At 68.9% G+C, this 14013-nt stretch carries 17 protein-coding genes; 10 read left to right on the top strand and 7 right to left on the bottom strand.

The genetic code is table 11. From position 1 onward, the window contains the following. Positions 1-195: 195 nt before the first annotated feature. A complete protein-coding gene (gene grxC, locus ACJ8AT_RS19850; protein WP_407739336.1) occupies positions 196-471 on the bottom strand; it encodes a glutaredoxin 3 in 276 nt (91 codons plus the stop codon). A gap of 140 nt (positions 472-611) precedes the next feature. Between grxC and ACJ8AT_RS19845 the strand changes: the two genes are divergently transcribed. Then, positions 612-1013: a hypothetical protein gene (locus ACJ8AT_RS19845; protein WP_407739335.1), complete on the top strand. Its 402-nt coding sequence runs from the start codon at positions 612-614 to the stop codon at positions 1011-1013. Positions 1014-1088: 75 nt separating this feature from the next. Here ACJ8AT_RS19845 and ACJ8AT_RS19840 read toward each other — a convergent pair whose 3' ends face one another. Both ACJ8AT_RS19840 and ACJ8AT_RS19835 read right to left on the bottom strand, forming a co-directional pair. Next, positions 1089-2234, bottom strand: coding sequence for a cystathionine gamma-synthase (locus ACJ8AT_RS19840; protein WP_407739334.1), 1146 nt, complete (start codon positions 2232-2234; stop codon positions 1089-1091). A gap of 62 nt (positions 2235-2296) precedes the next feature. Then, the gene (locus ACJ8AT_RS19835) at positions 2297-2986 is read right to left on the bottom strand and encodes a UdgX family uracil-DNA binding protein (protein WP_407739333.1); all 690 of its coding nucleotides are present in this window, start codon (positions 2984-2986) and stop codon (positions 2297-2299) included. Between ACJ8AT_RS19835 and ACJ8AT_RS19830 the strand changes: the two genes are divergently transcribed. From ACJ8AT_RS19830 to ACJ8AT_RS19820, 3 genes are all read left to right on the top strand, one after another. Beyond that, a complete protein-coding gene (locus ACJ8AT_RS19830) occupies positions 2985-3977 on the top strand; it encodes a class I SAM-dependent methyltransferase (protein WP_407739332.1) in 993 nt (330 codons plus the stop codon). The two genes, ACJ8AT_RS19835 and ACJ8AT_RS19830, sit on opposite strands and share 2 nt — an antisense overlap. A 153-nt stretch (positions 3978-4130) precedes the next feature. Continuing rightward, positions 4131-5741, top strand: a complete 1611-nt coding sequence (locus ACJ8AT_RS19825) for a hypothetical protein (RefSeq protein WP_407739331.1) — start codon at positions 4131-4133, stop codon at positions 5739-5741. A 25-nt stretch (positions 5742-5766) separates the two neighbouring features. Beyond that, positions 5767-6267 carry a hypothetical protein gene (locus ACJ8AT_RS19820; protein ID WP_407739330.1) on the top strand — a complete coding sequence of 167 codons (501 nt, stop codon included), beginning with the start codon at positions 5767-5769 and terminating at the stop codon, positions 6265-6267. Between the two features lie 108 nt (positions 6268-6375). On the opposite strand, the gene ACJ8AT_RS19815 is transcribed toward ACJ8AT_RS19820, so the two are convergent. After that, positions 6376-7149: a hypothetical protein gene (locus tag ACJ8AT_RS19815; RefSeq protein WP_407739329.1), complete on the bottom strand. Its 774-nt coding sequence runs from the start codon at positions 7147-7149 to the stop codon at positions 6376-6378. Between the two features lie 251 nt (positions 7150-7400). Between ACJ8AT_RS19815 and ACJ8AT_RS19810 the strand changes: the two genes are divergently transcribed. Both ACJ8AT_RS19810 and ACJ8AT_RS19805 read left to right on the top strand, forming a co-directional pair. Further along, positions 7401-7982: an RNA polymerase sigma factor gene (locus ACJ8AT_RS19810; protein WP_407739328.1), complete on the top strand. Its 582-nt coding sequence runs from the start codon at positions 7401-7403 to the stop codon at positions 7980-7982. After that, the gene (locus ACJ8AT_RS19805) at positions 7969-8223 is read left to right on the top strand and encodes a zf-HC2 domain-containing protein (protein ID WP_407739327.1); all 255 of its coding nucleotides are present in this window, start codon (positions 7969-7971) and stop codon (positions 8221-8223) included. The genes ACJ8AT_RS19810 and ACJ8AT_RS19805 overlap by 14 nt, the downstream gene beginning before the upstream one ends. A gap of 32 nt (positions 8224-8255) precedes the next feature. On the opposite strand, the gene ACJ8AT_RS19800 is transcribed toward ACJ8AT_RS19805, so the two are convergent. Both ACJ8AT_RS19800 and ACJ8AT_RS19795 read right to left on the bottom strand, forming a co-directional pair. Beyond that, complete coding sequence (locus tag ACJ8AT_RS19800) at positions 8256-8987, bottom strand: DUF1499 domain-containing protein (RefSeq protein WP_407739326.1); 732 nt, start codon at positions 8985-8987, stop codon at positions 8256-8258. A gap of 41 nt (positions 8988-9028) precedes the next feature. Beyond that, positions 9029-9484 (bottom strand): hypothetical protein, encoded by a 456-nt coding sequence (locus tag ACJ8AT_RS19795; RefSeq protein ID WP_407739325.1) that lies wholly within the window; start codon positions 9482-9484, stop codon positions 9029-9031. A 91-nt stretch (positions 9485-9575) separates the two neighbouring features. Between ACJ8AT_RS19795 and ACJ8AT_RS19790 the strand changes: the two genes are divergently transcribed. From ACJ8AT_RS19790 to ACJ8AT_RS19775, 4 genes are read left to right on the top strand one after another with little or no spacing between them, the layout of a single operon-like run. Next, a complete protein-coding gene (locus ACJ8AT_RS19790) occupies positions 9576-10862 on the top strand; it encodes a class I SAM-dependent rRNA methyltransferase (protein ID WP_407739324.1) in 1287 nt (428 codons plus the stop codon). Between the two features lie 48 nt (positions 10863-10910). Continuing rightward, positions 10911-11408 carry a YkgJ family cysteine cluster protein gene (locus tag ACJ8AT_RS19785; RefSeq protein ID WP_407739323.1) on the top strand — a complete coding sequence of 166 codons (498 nt, stop codon included), beginning with the start codon at positions 10911-10913 and terminating at the stop codon, positions 11406-11408. Further along, a complete protein-coding gene (locus tag ACJ8AT_RS19780) occupies positions 11405-11749 on the top strand; it encodes a hypothetical protein (protein ID WP_407739322.1) in 345 nt (114 codons plus the stop codon). Before ACJ8AT_RS19785 ends, ACJ8AT_RS19780 begins: the two co-directional genes overlap by 4 nt. Next, the gene (locus ACJ8AT_RS19775; protein WP_407739321.1) at positions 11746-12918 is read left to right on the top strand and encodes a glycerate kinase; all 1173 of its coding nucleotides are present in this window, start codon (positions 11746-11748) and stop codon (positions 12916-12918) included. Before ACJ8AT_RS19780 ends, ACJ8AT_RS19775 begins: the two co-directional genes overlap by 4 nt. Positions 12919-12945: 27 nt before the next feature. Here ACJ8AT_RS19775 and ACJ8AT_RS19770 read toward each other — a convergent pair whose 3' ends face one another. Continuing rightward, positions 12946-13917, bottom strand: a complete 972-nt coding sequence (locus ACJ8AT_RS19770; RefSeq protein ID WP_407739320.1) for a nicotinamidase — start codon at positions 13915-13917, stop codon at positions 12946-12948. Positions 13918-14013: the final 96 nt, after the last annotated feature.

Raw genomic sequence — 14013 nt, 5'->3', positions numbered from 1 at the left:
ATGAGCACCCCCAAGCGACCAACACCCAGCAGAGAGAGTGCCGGAACCACTTCCCTTCAAGCATGGTGCAGCATTGTACACTTTGCCAGGGGACCCCACCGGTGCTGACGCCGTCAGCAATGGACCCCTGCTGCTGGAGCCTTCAACAACGGCCCCCCGATGCTGAACCTTCAGGATCTTCGTGCCCACAAGAACTCACACCCCTGGCTGCACTCCGAGCCCCAGCATGCCGTCAAGCTGGCCAGAGTCCTCGAGCGCGTACAGATCGTCGCACCCGCCCACGTGCCGACCTGCGATGAAGATCTGCGGCACCGTGGTCCTCCCGTGGGCGGCGGCGATCATCTCGCTGCGCCTGGCGGCGTCACCCTCGATGACGATCTCTTCATAGCGCACACCCTTGCTGTCGAGCAGCTGCTTGGCCCGGACGCAGTAGGGACACGTGGGCTTCGTGTAGAGCTTGACGGGGTTCATGGGAAGCAAGGTGCGCACCGCCCCTCGCCCCGGGAACTCGATCCCGGAATAGGCGAAGGCCGCCACCTTGCCCTCCAGCCGTACGGAGGAGCATCCCCACCGCGCTGGCTGCTCCTTAGCTTTGAGGCACAGGAGGAATCATGCCGCGCGGATACAGCTACGATCACTTTCAGGTTCCGAAGCGCGAACCGCGGGAGCGTGCCACCCCGCCGGACTCGCTCAAGGCCGCCACTTCCCACAAGGGGGACATGGCCCCTCTGGTGGAGTCCCAGGAGGGCCTGCACTATGGCCGGAAGAATGCCGAGACGGTGACCCGCCTCCGGGCGCGGGCCGAGAAGCGCAAAGCCGCCCAGACTGAGGCCCCTGCCCGAGCCACTCGCGCCAAGGCCAAGAAGGCGGCGCCTGCGGGCCGAGCGAGCGCCAAGGCCAAGACCCCCGCGCGTGGCGGAAAGCTCCTGAGCCGCGTAGCCGCGGCGGCGAAGACGTCCGTGAAACGCGTGGCCAAGAAGGTCACCGCGCGCAAGACGCCGAAGAAGGGCTGAGCGCGCGGGACAGGGAAGGCGTGGGCGCTGGGCAGGAGGGCCACATCACTCCTGCCCAGGAACCCGTGACGCGGGCTACTTCGCCACGTCGAGCGCCTGTGCCAGATCGTCGATGAGGTCCTGCGCGTCCTCGATGCCCACCGAGAGGCGGATGAAGCCATCGGCGATGCCGAGCTTCTCGCGCGTCTCCTTGGGAATGGAGGCATGCGTCATGATGGCCGGGTGCTCGATGAGGGACTCCACCCCGCCGAGCGACTCGGCGCAGGCGAACACCTTCACCGTCTTGAGGAAGGTGCGCGCCGTCTCCAGCCCGCCCTTGATGTCGAACGTCAGCATGCCGCCGAAGCCCTTCATCTGCTTGCGCGCCAGGGCGTGCTGCGGGTGCGACTCCAGGCCCGGGTAGGTGACCTTCTGCACCTTCGGGTGCGAGGCGAGGTACTGGGCCACCTTCATCGCGTTCTGCGCGTGGCGCTCCATGCGCACGTGCAGCGTCTTCAGGCCGCGCAGCACCAGGAAGCTGTCCAGCGGCCCCGGCACTCCGCCCACCGCGTTCTGCAGGAAGTACATCTTCTCGGCGATCTCCTGGCGGCTGGTGCCCGAGAACCCGCCAATCACATCGCTGTGTCCGTTGAGGTACTTCGTCGTGGAGTGAGTGACGACGTCGAACCCCAGATCCAGCGGGCGCTGGAAGTACGGCGTCATGAAGGTGTTGTCCGCCACCGAAAGGATGTTCCGCTTCTTGGCGACCTCGGCGATGCGCGCCAGATCGATCAGCTTGAGCATCGGGTTGGTGGGGCTCTCCACCCAGACCATCTTGGTCTTCGGGGTGATGGCCGCCTCGAAGTTCTCCGGCTTGGACAGGTCCACGAAGGAGAACGAGAGGCCGTGGCGCTTGAAGACCTTGTCGAAGATGCGGAAGGTGCCGCCGTACACGTCATCCGAGACGACGATGTGGTCGCCCGCGTCCAGCATGTGCATCAGGCAGTCGGTGGCGGCCAGGCCCGAGGCGAACGCCGCGCCGAACTTGGCGCCCTCGAGCGAGGCCAGACAGTCCTGGAGCGCGTTGCGCGTGGGGTTCTGGGTGCGGCTGTACTCGTAGCCCTTGTGCTCCCCAGGGCCGGCCTGGACGTAGGTGGACGTCATATAGACCGGCGTCATGATGGCGCCGGTGGTGGGATCCGGCTCCTGGCCGGCGTGAATGGCGAGCGTGTCGAAGCGCATGGCCCGGGGCCTACCACACTCGTTCCGCCTCGGGGAGGTGCAGTTGGCTCCTGCCTACACCGTCACAGGTGGGCCGAGGCCCCCTCCCCTGCCCTCAGCCCGTTGAGAACCTCCGCCACCACCCGCAGATCCTCGATGAAGGCCCGGAGCGCGGCCTTGCGATCCTCTTCCTTCGGAGCTCGGAGGATGGATGACGGGTGCACCGTGGCCACCACCACGGGGGCGTATTCGGAGTGCAGCGGCCGCCCGCGCTGCTTCGTCACCCGGAAGTCCTTGCCGAGCAGCGCCTGCGCCGCCGTGGCTCCGAGGCAGACGATGACGTCCGGCCGGAACACGCGGATCTCCGCCTCGAGCCAGGGCTTGCAGGCGCGAATCTCGCCGTAGCTCGGCTTGGCGTGGATGCGCTTCTTGCCCTGCGTCTCCTCCCACTTGAAGTGCTTCACCGTGTTGGTGACGTACACCTGCCGGCGGTCGATGCCGACCACCTCCAGCGCCTCGTTGAGCAGCCGTCCGGACGGGCCCACGAAGGGCTTGCCCGCCTTGTCCTCCTGGTCGCCCGGCTGCTCGCCCACGAACATCACCCGAGGCCCCGGACGCGGCCGGCCCTCCTGTTCGCCGAAGACAGTCTGCGTGCCCGTCTTCCACAGGGGACACGCCCGGCAGCCCGCGGCGGCTTCTCGGAGCTTGTCCAACGTGGGGGACTCGGGGATGAGGGGGGCAGCGGTTTCCAGGGAAGAGGGTCGCTTGGGCATGGCTACTCCACAGGGTAAGCACACACCTCAGAATCCAACAGGTATGTTCGAGAACCGGCTGCGCAAGAACGCCCGGCACTTCCGGAAGTGGGCGCACTCGCACGGCCTCACCTGCTTCCGCGTCTATGACCGTGACATCCCCGAGTACCCCTACGCGGTGGATCTGTACGGAGAGCGGGTGCACCTGGTGGAGTACCCTCGCCGCCGGGCCCTCCAGGCAGGCACCGTGGAGCAGCAGCGCGAGGAGGTGCTCGCCGCTGTGGCCCTCGTGCTCGAAGTCCCTCCCGAGCACATCCACGTCAAGACGCACACGCCCCAGCCCTGGGGCCGCAAGCAGTACGAGCGGCAGGGCCAGGGCAGCGAGCGCCTCGTCGTCGAGGAGCAGGGCCTGAAGTTCTGGGTGAACCTGGGCGACTACCTCGACACGGGCCTCTTCATGGACCACCGGCTCACGCGGGCGCGCGTGCGTGAGGAGGCTCGGGGCAAGCGCTTCCTCAACCTCTTCGCGTACACGGGCGCCTTCACCGTCTACGCCGCCGCGGGAGGCGCCTCGCGCACGGTGACGGTGGACCTGTCCAACACGTACCTGGACTGGGCCGAGGAGAACCTCGCGCTCAACGGCCTGGGGGACGCGCGCCACAGCCTCATCCGCGCCGACGTGCTCCCCTGGCTGGAGGCCCAGGCCGAAGAGCCGGATCGCTACGAGCTCGTCGTGTGCGATCCGCCCTCGTTCTCCGCCTCCAAGCGCATGAGCCGCACCTTCAACGTCCAGCGTGACCACGGCCGCCTGCTCTCCGCCCTCCGAGCGGTGCTCGCGCCGGGGGGCGTCCTCTACTTCTCCACCAACTTCCTGGGCTTCGAGCTCAATGACGCGGCCGTCCGAGGCCTGGAGGTGGAGGAGCTGACCCCCGCCTCCATCCCCGAGGACTTCCAGCGCAAGGAGATCCACCGCTGCTGGCGCATGGTGGCGCCTCGCGCGGCCCGGCCGTGACGGGGCGCCAGTTGAACTTTGGCACGCGGCCCGTCGAGAATGAGCGGCACACCTGCTCCGTGGCCCTCACAGGCGATGGAGCCGAGCACCACCACTCACGTTCTCCGTCGAAAGAGAGCGGCAAGGGGTCAGAACGCAATGCGTGCGTCTCGTATGGCCGTATGGGGCCGAACGTTCAGTCTGTTGGCACTCGCCACCACGGTTGCCCTGACAGCCGGGTGCCCGGGAGATGACGGCGGAGGGCCCGATGGAGGGCCTGATGGCGGCGGCGGCGGCGGCCCGCTCACCGTAAGTGGCCGGGTGACGTACGACTTCGTCCCGGCGACCTACTCTCCGGCCACGGGCACGGGCACACTCGAGTTCGCCAAGGCCACCGAGAGGCCCGCGCGCAACGTGAAGGTGCAGGCCATGCAGGGCACCACGGTCCTCACCTCCACGACCACCGACGAGCAGGGTAACTACCAGCTCAGCTTCACCCTGGGCGCCACGGGCACCGCCTCCATCGTCGCGCTGGCGCAGACCACCACGCCTTCGATCCAGATCGGAGACAACACCGCCGGGGGCGCGATCTGGGCGATCAGCGACTCGGTCTCCGCCGGGACCACGGTGAAGAACCTGCACGCCACCCACGGCTGGACGGGCTCGGGCTTCGACGCCACCAAGCGGACCGCGGCCCCCTTCGCCATCCTCGACACCATGTACACCGCCAGCAAGGCGTTCATGGCGGTGCGCCCGGTCAACTTCCCTCCGCTCAAGGTGAACTGGAGCCCAAACAACGTCCCCGAGACGGGCGTCAAGTCGCAGGGCTTCATCGGCACCTCGCACTATTCCTTCCAGGAGAAGCAGATCTACGTGCTGGGCAAGGTGAACGTGGACACGGACGAGTTCGACACCCACGTCATCGCCCACGAGTGGGGGCACTACTTCGAGGACAACCTCTCGCGCTCGGACAGCCCCGGTGGCCCGCACGGCCCGGGTGACAAGCTGGATCCGCGCATCGCCTTTGGTGAGGGCTACGGCAACGCCATCGCGGCGATGCTGCTCCCCGAGTCGATCTACGCGGATACCAACTGGGGCGGCAGCGGGGGCACGCTGACCGCCTTCGGCTTCGACGCCGAGACCGCGCCCGCTTCCACCGATGATCTGGTCCCGGGGCCGTTCTCGGAGATGAGCGTGCTCCGGGTGCTCTATGACATCTACGACTCCGGCACCAACGAGGCGTATGACCAGGTTGGGGTGGGCCTGGGTCCGATCTATGACGTGCTCGTGGGCGGCGAGAAGACGACGGAGGCGCTGACCACCATTGGCTCGTTCATCTCGGTGCTCAAGGCGCAGCCTGGGGTGAACGCGGCCGCGGTGGACACCCTGCTCGCCCACTATCAGCTCGGCGCCATCACCTCGCCCTTTGGAGATGGGGACTCCCAGCTGCGCGCCATGTACACCGATGTGACGTCGTTCCCGTACTCCACCAGCGGGTTCACGTTCGGCGGCGGCTTCGAGTACAACACCTGGGAGCAGAACCAGTACTTCGTCTTCACGGGCAACGGCTCGAGCATCACGGTCACCGCGAACTCCAACTCGGACGTGGCGATCGGGGCCTATCTCAAGGGCGTGTTGGTGCGCCAGTCCGACAACAACACCAGTGGCACGGAGAGCTTCACCTTCACCAGCCAGCCCAACGCGAAGTACGTCCTGGTGCTCACCGGCTTCGAGAAGCAGGTGAAGAGTGAATACGCTGTCTCCCTCTCCATCAAAAGCCCGTGACCCTTCCCACGAATCCGGAGCGCACATGAAACGCATGGCACTCGCAGTCTTCTCGAGCCTCCTCACGCTGCTCTCGGTGGCCTGTACTCCCACGGCGAAAGCGGCCCCCAACTCCAGCGGCCCGGCGGAGTCCGCCAAGGTCTCGGCGCCCGTGGCGGTCGAGGCCCAGCTCGGCGACGGGCAGGCGCATGTCACGGTCCGCTTCACCGCTCCGGCCAGCGACGTGAAGATCAACGTCCATGGCGTGGATGGCCTGGTGGTGAAGAGCGCCGGGACGCCCGTGGACGGCTCGGCCTTCACGGAGGGCTCCGTCACGAGCTTCGACGTGGCGTTCACTCCCGGCCCTGGCCGCTCGCACCTGGTCGTGGCCGTCAACGGCTCGTTCCGGGGCGCGCAGCGCTCGAGCGTCTCGAGCTTCGCCGTCGGCACGCCCTCGCCCGAGCAGCAGCAGTCCGTGGGCAACGTCGTGACGGATGACCAGGGTCAGCGCATCAAGATCATGCCCGCCAACGGGGACACGAAGTAGCCACGGCGCTTCAGGCCGGCCCACCGTGGCTGGGTGGGCCGGCCGTGGAGCTGCCCGCGTGAGGCGTGGGTGCTATGCGCCCGGCGCCTCCGCGGCTCGTCCTTGCCGCTAGGGTGCGCAGGCCCCGTTCGTGCAGCGCTCGCCCGAGGCGCAGTCGTAGTTCGAGGTGCACGCCGTGCTGGAGCCCGAGCCCGGCTGGCAGTAGCCAATCTGACACATGAAGCCGGAGGCGCACTCCGCGCCCGTGATGCAGTGCGCGCGGCACTGGCCATTCACGCAGTCGTGCTGATCGGGGCATTGGGTGTTGGTGACGCACTGGTTGGAGGGTGCCGGGCGGCACAGCCCCGACTGGCACGTCTTCCCAGCCGAGCACTGCGAGTCCGCGCTGCACCCGTGGTAGCAGGCGGCGTTGATGCAATAGTTGCCATAGCCACAGTCGCTGTTCTGGCGGCACGAGCCCGCATCCGGCGCCGGAGGTGGGGGGGGTGGCGGGGGTGGCGGCCTGCCCGCATCCCCGTCGTGCGACCACCCGCCTCCCTGCTGGGGAGGAGGCGCCGGGTCGCAGTAGCTGTCATTGCTGCACGAGCCGCCGCTGCTGCAATCCCTGTCGCGAGCGCAGGACTGGCAGCACACGCCGTCGATGCACATCTGCGCCCCGGGGCATTGAACGTTGGAAGTACAACGCTGCGCGTCCCGGGCGACATCTCGACACGTGCCGTGGCGGCAGTACTGGTCGGCATGACAGTCGGCGGAGTCGTGGCAGGACAAGTACTCTTCCTGACACCAGTATTCATCGTCATAGCCATACATGACGCACCCGGAAGACAGCGTGAGTGCGACAAGAGACACCAGCCATGACAGGCGGGCGGGGGTATTCGGCATGGGGAGCTCCGAACGAGGCGGGGGTTCCGGCCAACAGTCCTCGGTTTGACTCCCTGGGTCTCCGGAGCCGTCGAAATTGATCAAAATTCTTTTGGGATCCCTTTCGGCCCATAGCGGCCTGGAGAGGCGGCATTAGGTTGCTCGCCATCTTTCCTGGGGGGTCCAGGTTGCTCATCCACAGCGCACCATCCCTGCAGCCGGCACCGGCGCTCGGTGAGCGGTCCGATCTGGCATCTCCGCCCGAGCCGCCCGTGGAGGAGGCCCTGCTGCTGGCGCTGGTCTGGCGCATCCAGCAGGGGGACATCACCGCCTTTGACCGGCTCTACCACCTGACGCGGATGGAGGCGGCGGGCACGCTGCACCATCTGGTGGGCAACCGCACGGAGGTGGAGGATCTGCTCCAGGAGACGTACCTGCGGCTGCTGTCGGCGGTGAAGGGGTTCCGAGGCGAGTCTCGCTTCCGCACCTTTCTGTATGGAGTGTGCGCCAACGTGGCGCTCTCGCATCTGCGGTGGAAGCGGCGCCGGCCCGAGGATCCGATGGCGATGCCTCCCGAGGTGCAGTCGCTCGGGCAGGATCCGGAGCACGAGGCGGCTCGGCGGCAGGCCGCGCGTCTGGTGCAGCAGGCCCTGGAGCGGCTCAAGCCCAAGAAGCGCATCGTCTTCGTCTATTACGAGTTGTGTGGGATGAGCCCGGACGAGATCGCCGAAGCGGTGGGAAGCTCGGCGAATACGGTCCGCAGCCGCCTCCACCACGCGAGGCTGGAGTTCACCCAGGCCATGCATCGACTGCTCGACAAGCCCCGCGCTGGAGCCCTCCATGGCTCGACATGAGTGGGAGGCGCTGTGGGCCTTCGCCTCGGAGGAGCTGGAGGCCGCTGAGCGGACTCGCGTGGCGGAGCACGTCGCCGGGTGCGAGGACTGTGTCCGCGAGCTCACAAAGGTACGGCAGGCCCAGGTGCTGCTCCGCGCGGTGCGGGATGAAGTGCCGGGCTTGGACTGGAACGAGACGGATGCTCGCATCCAGAGCGCCGCCGCGCGCCGGATGGACCGGATGAAGTGGAAGCCGCGTTGAGCGAGGGGCCTTCGCCTCGCCACGCCTCTTAATTAATGCCCCGCCTCCGGCTTTTCCGTCCCCGCCCCCACCCGGGGAGCGAGCGCTTGGAGGAACTGCTCGATGCGCTGCGCGTTGGCGCCCAGGTCCCCCTTGCCCACCCGCGACTTGGAGCGCATGTCCACGCGCGAGCCCTGCCCGTCCGGGCGGACCCTGACGACGAAGTCATCTCGGAAGCGGAACAGGCGCGACTCGGCGACGCCCTCGAAGGTGCGGGCCTGCGGGTCCACCACCGTCACCTGCCAGCGCGGCTGCTCGCGAGCGAGCGCCAGCGCCTGCTGAAACACGGCGTCCGGAGGAGCACTCGCCCGCAGCGGCCCCACCTTCTTGTAGAACTCGCGCACGGTGGGCTTGAAGTCGGCCGGGTAGCCCATGTCCCGTCCCTTGTTCTCAGGAGCGGAGCCGGCCTGGGTGAAGGCGGGCACGTCCTCCAGGTCCGTGCTGATGTCATTGATGGGCGGCCGCCCGCCGGACGCGAAGCCCGGGTACACCACCACAAGCATGACGGCGAGGCCGATCGCCACCGCGGTCATCCCCTGCCGGACCCGCCGGAGGAGCGCGGAGATGATCCCCGCCACCACGCCGAGGAAGCCCACCATCGCCCCGAGCCCGTAGAGGAAGAACCCATACAGCCCGGGCAGCGCGCCGAGGAAGGAGAGCAGCGGCCCCAACAGGGCCAGCAAAACCGAGAAGAGAGAGATCCGGACCGACCAGGAGCGGAGCATGTCCCCAGGCATGCTCCACCCGAGGCCAGAAATCCAGCCCTTCAGCCTCCGAGCTTCTCCAGGAGCGAGCTCACCAGCAGGTACAGCAGGAAGCCGCCCCCGGCGAGGGCCAGGAGGACCTTGAACCCCACGGGCATTCCCTCGGGCGGAGCCGCGTAGCTGGCCGCCACGGCCTCGGAGACGCCCATCATCTCGCCCGCGTAGCGCGCGGTGCGCAGGAACTGGTCCGCCACCGCCCCGCTGTCATTGGCCGTCAACGAGCGCCCCAGCTGCGGATCAATGAGCCGGGCCTCGGCGGCGGTGGCCAGCGTGGCGCCCTCCTCCACCGCCTCGCGCACCAGCTCCGTCTTGTCCGACAGCGGCACGCGCAGCTCCGTGGCGATGACCTCGCCGTTCTCGCGCACCAGGCCCACCTCCACATCCCCGCTCTTGAGGCGCCAGATGCGCTGGCCGTCCGGGCGTGCGAGCACCCCCCGCTCCGAGAGGAGGGCATCCACCCGGGCGCTGTCATAAGGCGTCCCGGGAACCATTGTCTGAAGGAGCAACTCGTATCTCACGCGGCTTGGCAGTATACGCCGCCCCACGATCATGCCCATGCCGCCCGGACAGAAGAGGGGAAGGCCCCCGCGCTCGCAGCCCGGCCGAGGACGCCCACACCACCGCCAGGACACCCCTGCGCCCGACCGCACCACCCCCGAGCTCGGCCCGGATGGGCTGCCCCAGGTCTCCCTGGTGCGCCGCGGCGTCGAGCGCTGGCAGGTCGGCCACCCATGGATCTACCGCGCCGACCTGAACGGAGATCCCGCCCTCGCCGGCGGCGAGGTGGTGCGCGTCACCGACTCGCGAGGCTGGTTCCTGGGCAAGGCGTTCTACTCGAAGCACTCGAAGATCGCCCTGCGCTGGCTGAGCTACGAGGACATCCCCGTCGACACGGACTTCTTCCGCCAGCGGCTGGCCGCGGCTGACGCGATGCGCCGCAAGGCCCTGCCCGGAGAGACCACCTACCGCCTGGTGCACGGCGAGGCGGACCAGCTCCCCGGGCTCGTGGTGGACCGCTACGGGGACTACCTCAGCGCGCAGTTCCTCGTGCCGGCCATGGAGAGCCGCAAGGCGCTGATCACCGACTTGCTCTCCGAGCTGTTCAAGCCGCGCGGCATCGTCAACCGCTCGGACGTGGGCGTGCGCGTCCTGGAGGGCTTGCAGCCGGAGAAGGGCCTGCTGCGCGGAGAGCTGCCCGGCCCCGTGTCCTTCGACGAGGGGCTGGTGCGCATGCGCGCCGACCTGCTGGAGGGCCAGAAGACGGGCGCCTTCCTGGATCAGCGCGAGAACCACGTCATGGCCTCCCAGTACGCCTCGGGCGAGGCGCTGGACTGCTTCTCGTACGTGGGAGGCTTCGCGCTGCAGCTGGCCGCGCGGGCCCAGAAGGTGACGGCCGTGGAGATCTCGGACGCGGCCGCCGCCCAGCTGCGCGAGAACGCCGCCTCCAACCGCCTCACCAACCTGGACGTCGTCGTGGCCAACGCCTTCGACTTCCTCCGGGACGCGGTGGACGAGGGCCGGCACTTCGACACCATCGTCCTGGATCCGCCCTCGTTCGCGAAGAACAAGGACGCCGTGGCCGCCGCCCTCCGCGGGTACAAGGAGATCAACCTGCGCGCCATACAACTGCTGCGGCCCGGCGGCTACCTCATCTCCGCGAGCTGCACCTATCACGTCGATGAGCAGGCGTTCGAGGACATGCTCGCCTCGGCGGCGGCGGATGCTCGCAGGCGCGTGCAGATCATCGAGCGCCGGGGCGCTGGCAAGGATCACCCGGTACTCCTGAATTTGAGGGAAACGCGCTACCTGAAGTGCTTCGTCCTGCGCGTCCTGTGAGCCGGCCGGTTCGACCGCGGCCCCTCCCTTGTGAGAAAACAGGAGGGGATGCCACCGCGGAGCTGGGACGAAGAGGACGAGGCCCCCACGGCCACCGGGGCTGTCGCGGAGGTACGCGCGCTGCGTGAGCTGCGCGCCATCTACCGCCAGGCTGACGCGGCCTACGCGCCCTTCTCCTGTCCCGCCAGCGGCGAGTGCTGCCAGCTCGCCAAGACGCGGCGCCAACCCTGGCTCTGGGAGCCCGAGTGGAAGCTGCTCGCGAGCCGCCGCCCGCTCCCGCCGCCGCGGGAGGACGGGGGCTGCCCGTACCTGGACGCCGCGGGCAAGCGCTGCACTGTCTACGCGGATCGGCCCTTCGGCTGCCGCACCTTCTTCTGTGAGCGGATCCGCGGCCCCGCCCGCCAGCCGGCAGCCACGGTGGACGCGCTCCTGCGCCGCCTGGAGGCCGTCTCGCAGCGGGTGAGGCCTTCCCTGACGGGCCCCCGGCCCCTGCTGGAATGGCACACCGAGGCCCTGTCTCAGTCTCCCCAGGAGGAACGGTCATGAACCTTCGTTGGAAGCAGTGGATGGCGTTGGCGTTGGTGGCGCTGCCAGTGGGCTGTGCCACGGGCGGCTCGGGGGATCTGGCCTCCGCGGTGATCAACACCACGATCGCGGTGGCCTCCTCGGGCGTCTCGCGCTCTCAGGGTGGCTGCTACGCGGCGTGCCCCACGGGCACCACCTGCGATCACAACACCGGCTACTGCGTCTCCCTGCCCTGCCGCGGCCAGTGCAAGGCCAACGAGCAGTGCATCGAAGACGGGCTCCGGAGCCGATGCATCGTGCTCGGGCTGCCGGGCGGCAACGTCACCGTGGAACCTCCCCAGGAAGCGAAGACCGAACCGTGATCCTCCGTTGGCTCGTCGCGCCTCAAGAGTTCAAGGGAACCCTCACCGCCTCCGAAGCCGCCGAGGCGCTTCGAGCAGGGCTACGGCAAGAGGCTCCCGACGTCCTTCTGGACATCGCTCCCCTGGCGGACGGGGGCCCCGGAACCGTCGAGGCCCTGCTCGCGGGCACCATCGGTGAGCGGCGCGTGCTCACCGTGCAGGGGCCACTCGGAGCGCCCGTCCAGGCGGCCTACGCCCTGCTGGAGTCCGGACAGACGGCCATCATCGAGATGGCCGCGGCCTCGGGCCTGTCGCTGCTGCGCCCGGAGGAGCGCGACGCGCGGCGCGCCTCCACGTACGGCACGGGCGAGCTGATCCGGGCGGCACTCGATGCGGGCTGCACCCGGCTCATCATCGGGCTGGGTGGCAGCGCGACGAACGACGCAGGGGCCGGGGCGCTCACGGCGCTAGGCTTCCGCTTCCTCGATGCGGAGGGGCAGCAGCTGCCTCCGGGCGGGGCCGCGCTGAGACGGCTGGCGCGCGTGGAGAGCAGCCAGGCGCACCCGCGGCTGACGGAGGTGGAGATCCTCGCGGCCACGGACGTGACGGCGCCGCTGCTGGGGCCCAACGGAGCCTCGCGCCTCTTCGGGCCACAGAAGGGCGCGGATCCGCAGGCCGTGGAGGAGCTGGAGGAAGCGCTGGCGTGCTTCGCCCAGGCGCTGGCGCCCGAGTTCATCCGCGTCCCCGGCTCGGGAGCCGCGGGAGGCCTGGGGTACGGGCTGGCGGTGCTCGCCGGAGCGAACATCGTGTCTGGCTACGCGCTGGTGGCGCAGGCGCTCCACCTGGAGCGGCGGGTGGCGGTGGCGGACGCGGTGCTCACCGGCGAGGGGCGCTTCGATCGGCAGACTGCGCTGGGCAAGGGGCCGTCCGCCCTGGCGCGCTCGGGCAAGGAGCTGGGAAAGCCCGTGGTGCTCTTCGCGGGCTCGGTGGTGCGCGAGGAGGGGCTGGACACGTCCATGTTCCACGAGATCATCGACGTGGGGACCCCGGCGCTCGACAAGGAGGCCGCCATCCTGGCGCTCCGGGAGGCCGCCGCGCGCTGGGCCTCCACCGCCCGCCACATGAAGCCCCACGACGCCCGGGACCGGTCTCGCAGGAACGAGCTGGTGGACTCGGGCGACGCGCTGTAACGGCGCGAGGGCCAGCTCAGCCCCGGCTCACGGCGCGAGAGGCTCCGTGCTCTTCACCACGCGCATCCCCGCCTGCTGGAGCTCGCGGAAGGCGGCGTCCGCCACGCGGGGGTAGTCGAGCGAGGGAGGCAGCGGATCCAACGGCGGCGCGGGTATGGAGCTCATCGCGTCCTCGAGGATGAAGATGCGGCCCATCTTCTCGGGCGCCTTCTTCTGGATGTGCTCGCGCAGGTCCATGAGCGTGGACAGCACGCAGTGGGACTTGGCCTGCCCGAAGACGTAGACGCGATCGAAGGACAGGAGGTGCTCGAAGAGGCGCGAGTTGAACTCGCCGACCTTCTGGCCGCGCACCTCGGTCACCTCGGGAGAGAGGACGGAGTAGTTCTCGGTGAGGGGGTGCTCGCCCTTGATCTCGAACCAGGTGGGCGAGTCCCGCACGAGCGCGTGGAAGAGGCTGGCCTCGTACACGGCGGGCACCAGCGGGTGGCTCAACCCTCCGAGCAGCGCGTGGTACGGCCAGACGGTGAGGGTGTACTTGCCGCTGGTCTCGAGCCGCTCGCAGTAGGCGAGGCTCTCCTCCGGGTGGCGGGTGGGCCGCCAGCGCCCGGAGCGGATGTCCGCGGCGGTGATGGGCGTGAGCGGCGGCGGCGGCTTTCCCTCGGCATCCTGCCACCACGAGGGATGGAAGATCTGGAACGCGCGGTGCGTGTCGAGCGAGAACACGAGCCCGGTGACGCGATCCAGGTTCGAGTAGAGCCATCGCAGCGCGCGCTGGGTGTCCTCGACGGCGCCTTGGACGAAGAGGCTGGCGCCCGGGGTGCAGAAGGCCACCTGCACGTCGATGCCGAAGGCGGCGATGCGGACGCCGTCTTCCCGAGCGGGACGGATGCGGTTCGCCTCGGCGTAGCGGCGGGCCTCCTGGGAGATCTCCGCGGCTCGCTCCAGGTAGAGCTGCCCGGCGCGGGCGTCCTCATGAAAGCGGGGAAGGGGCAAGGCCATGACGTTCTCCGAGGTGATTTCCAGGCGGGTTCCACCCCATCCTAACCGCCCTCGAAGCCGCCACGCTTCTATTGGCCCCCACCTGAGGCTAGCTTC

It is taken from the genome of Hyalangium sp., assembly GCF_045802625.1.
Classification (GTDB): domain Bacteria; phylum Myxococcota; class Myxococcia; order Myxococcales; family Myxococcaceae; genus Hyalangium.
The sequence above is the reverse complement of the archived record's forward strand: the minus strand, read 5'-3'. Positions and strand labels throughout refer to the sequence as shown.

Coding starts and splice junctions, on each gene's coding strand:
- ACJ8AT_RS19780 (WP_407739322.1), top strand. CDS start 11,405: ATGAACCTTCGTTGGAAGCAGTGGATGGCGTTGGCGTTGGTGGCGCTG.
- ACJ8AT_RS19770 (WP_407739320.1), bottom strand. CDS start 13,917: ATGGCCTTGCCCCTTCCCCGCTTTCATGAGGACGCCCGCGCCGGGCAG.
- ACJ8AT_RS19840 (WP_407739334.1), bottom strand. CDS start 2,234: ATGCGCTTCGACACGCTCGCCATTCACGCCGGCCAGGAGCCGGATCCC.
- ACJ8AT_RS19830 (WP_407739332.1), top strand. CDS start 2,985: ATGGCTACTCCACAGGGTAAGCACACACCTCAGAATCCAACAGGTATG.
- grxC (WP_407739336.1), bottom strand. CDS start 471: ATGAACCCCGTCAAGCTCTACACGAAGCCCACGTGTCCCTACTGCGTC.
- ACJ8AT_RS19815 (WP_407739329.1), bottom strand. CDS start 7,149: ATGCCGAATACCCCCGCCCGCCTGTCATGGCTGGTGTCTCTTGTCGCA.
- ACJ8AT_RS19805 (WP_407739327.1), top strand. CDS start 7,969: ATGGCTCGACATGAGTGGGAGGCGCTGTGGGCCTTCGCCTCGGAGGAG.
- ACJ8AT_RS19785 (WP_407739323.1), top strand. CDS start 10,911: ATGCCACCGCGGAGCTGGGACGAAGAGGACGAGGCCCCCACGGCCACC.
- ACJ8AT_RS19825 (WP_407739331.1), top strand. CDS start 4,131: ATGGCCGTATGGGGCCGAACGTTCAGTCTGTTGGCACTCGCCACCACG.
- ACJ8AT_RS19800 (WP_407739326.1), bottom strand. CDS start 8,987: ATGCTCCGCTCCTGGTCGGTCCGGATCTCTCTCTTCTCGGTTTTGCTG.
- ACJ8AT_RS19845 (WP_407739335.1), top strand. CDS start 612: ATGCCGCGCGGATACAGCTACGATCACTTTCAGGTTCCGAAGCGCGAA.
- ACJ8AT_RS19790 (WP_407739324.1), top strand. CDS start 9,576: ATGCCCATGCCGCCCGGACAGAAGAGGGGAAGGCCCCCGCGCTCGCAG.
- ACJ8AT_RS19820 (WP_407739330.1), top strand. CDS start 5,767: ATGAAACGCATGGCACTCGCAGTCTTCTCGAGCCTCCTCACGCTGCTC.
- ACJ8AT_RS19835 (WP_407739333.1), bottom strand. CDS start 2,986: ATGCCCAAGCGACCCTCTTCCCTGGAAACCGCTGCCCCCCTCATCCCC.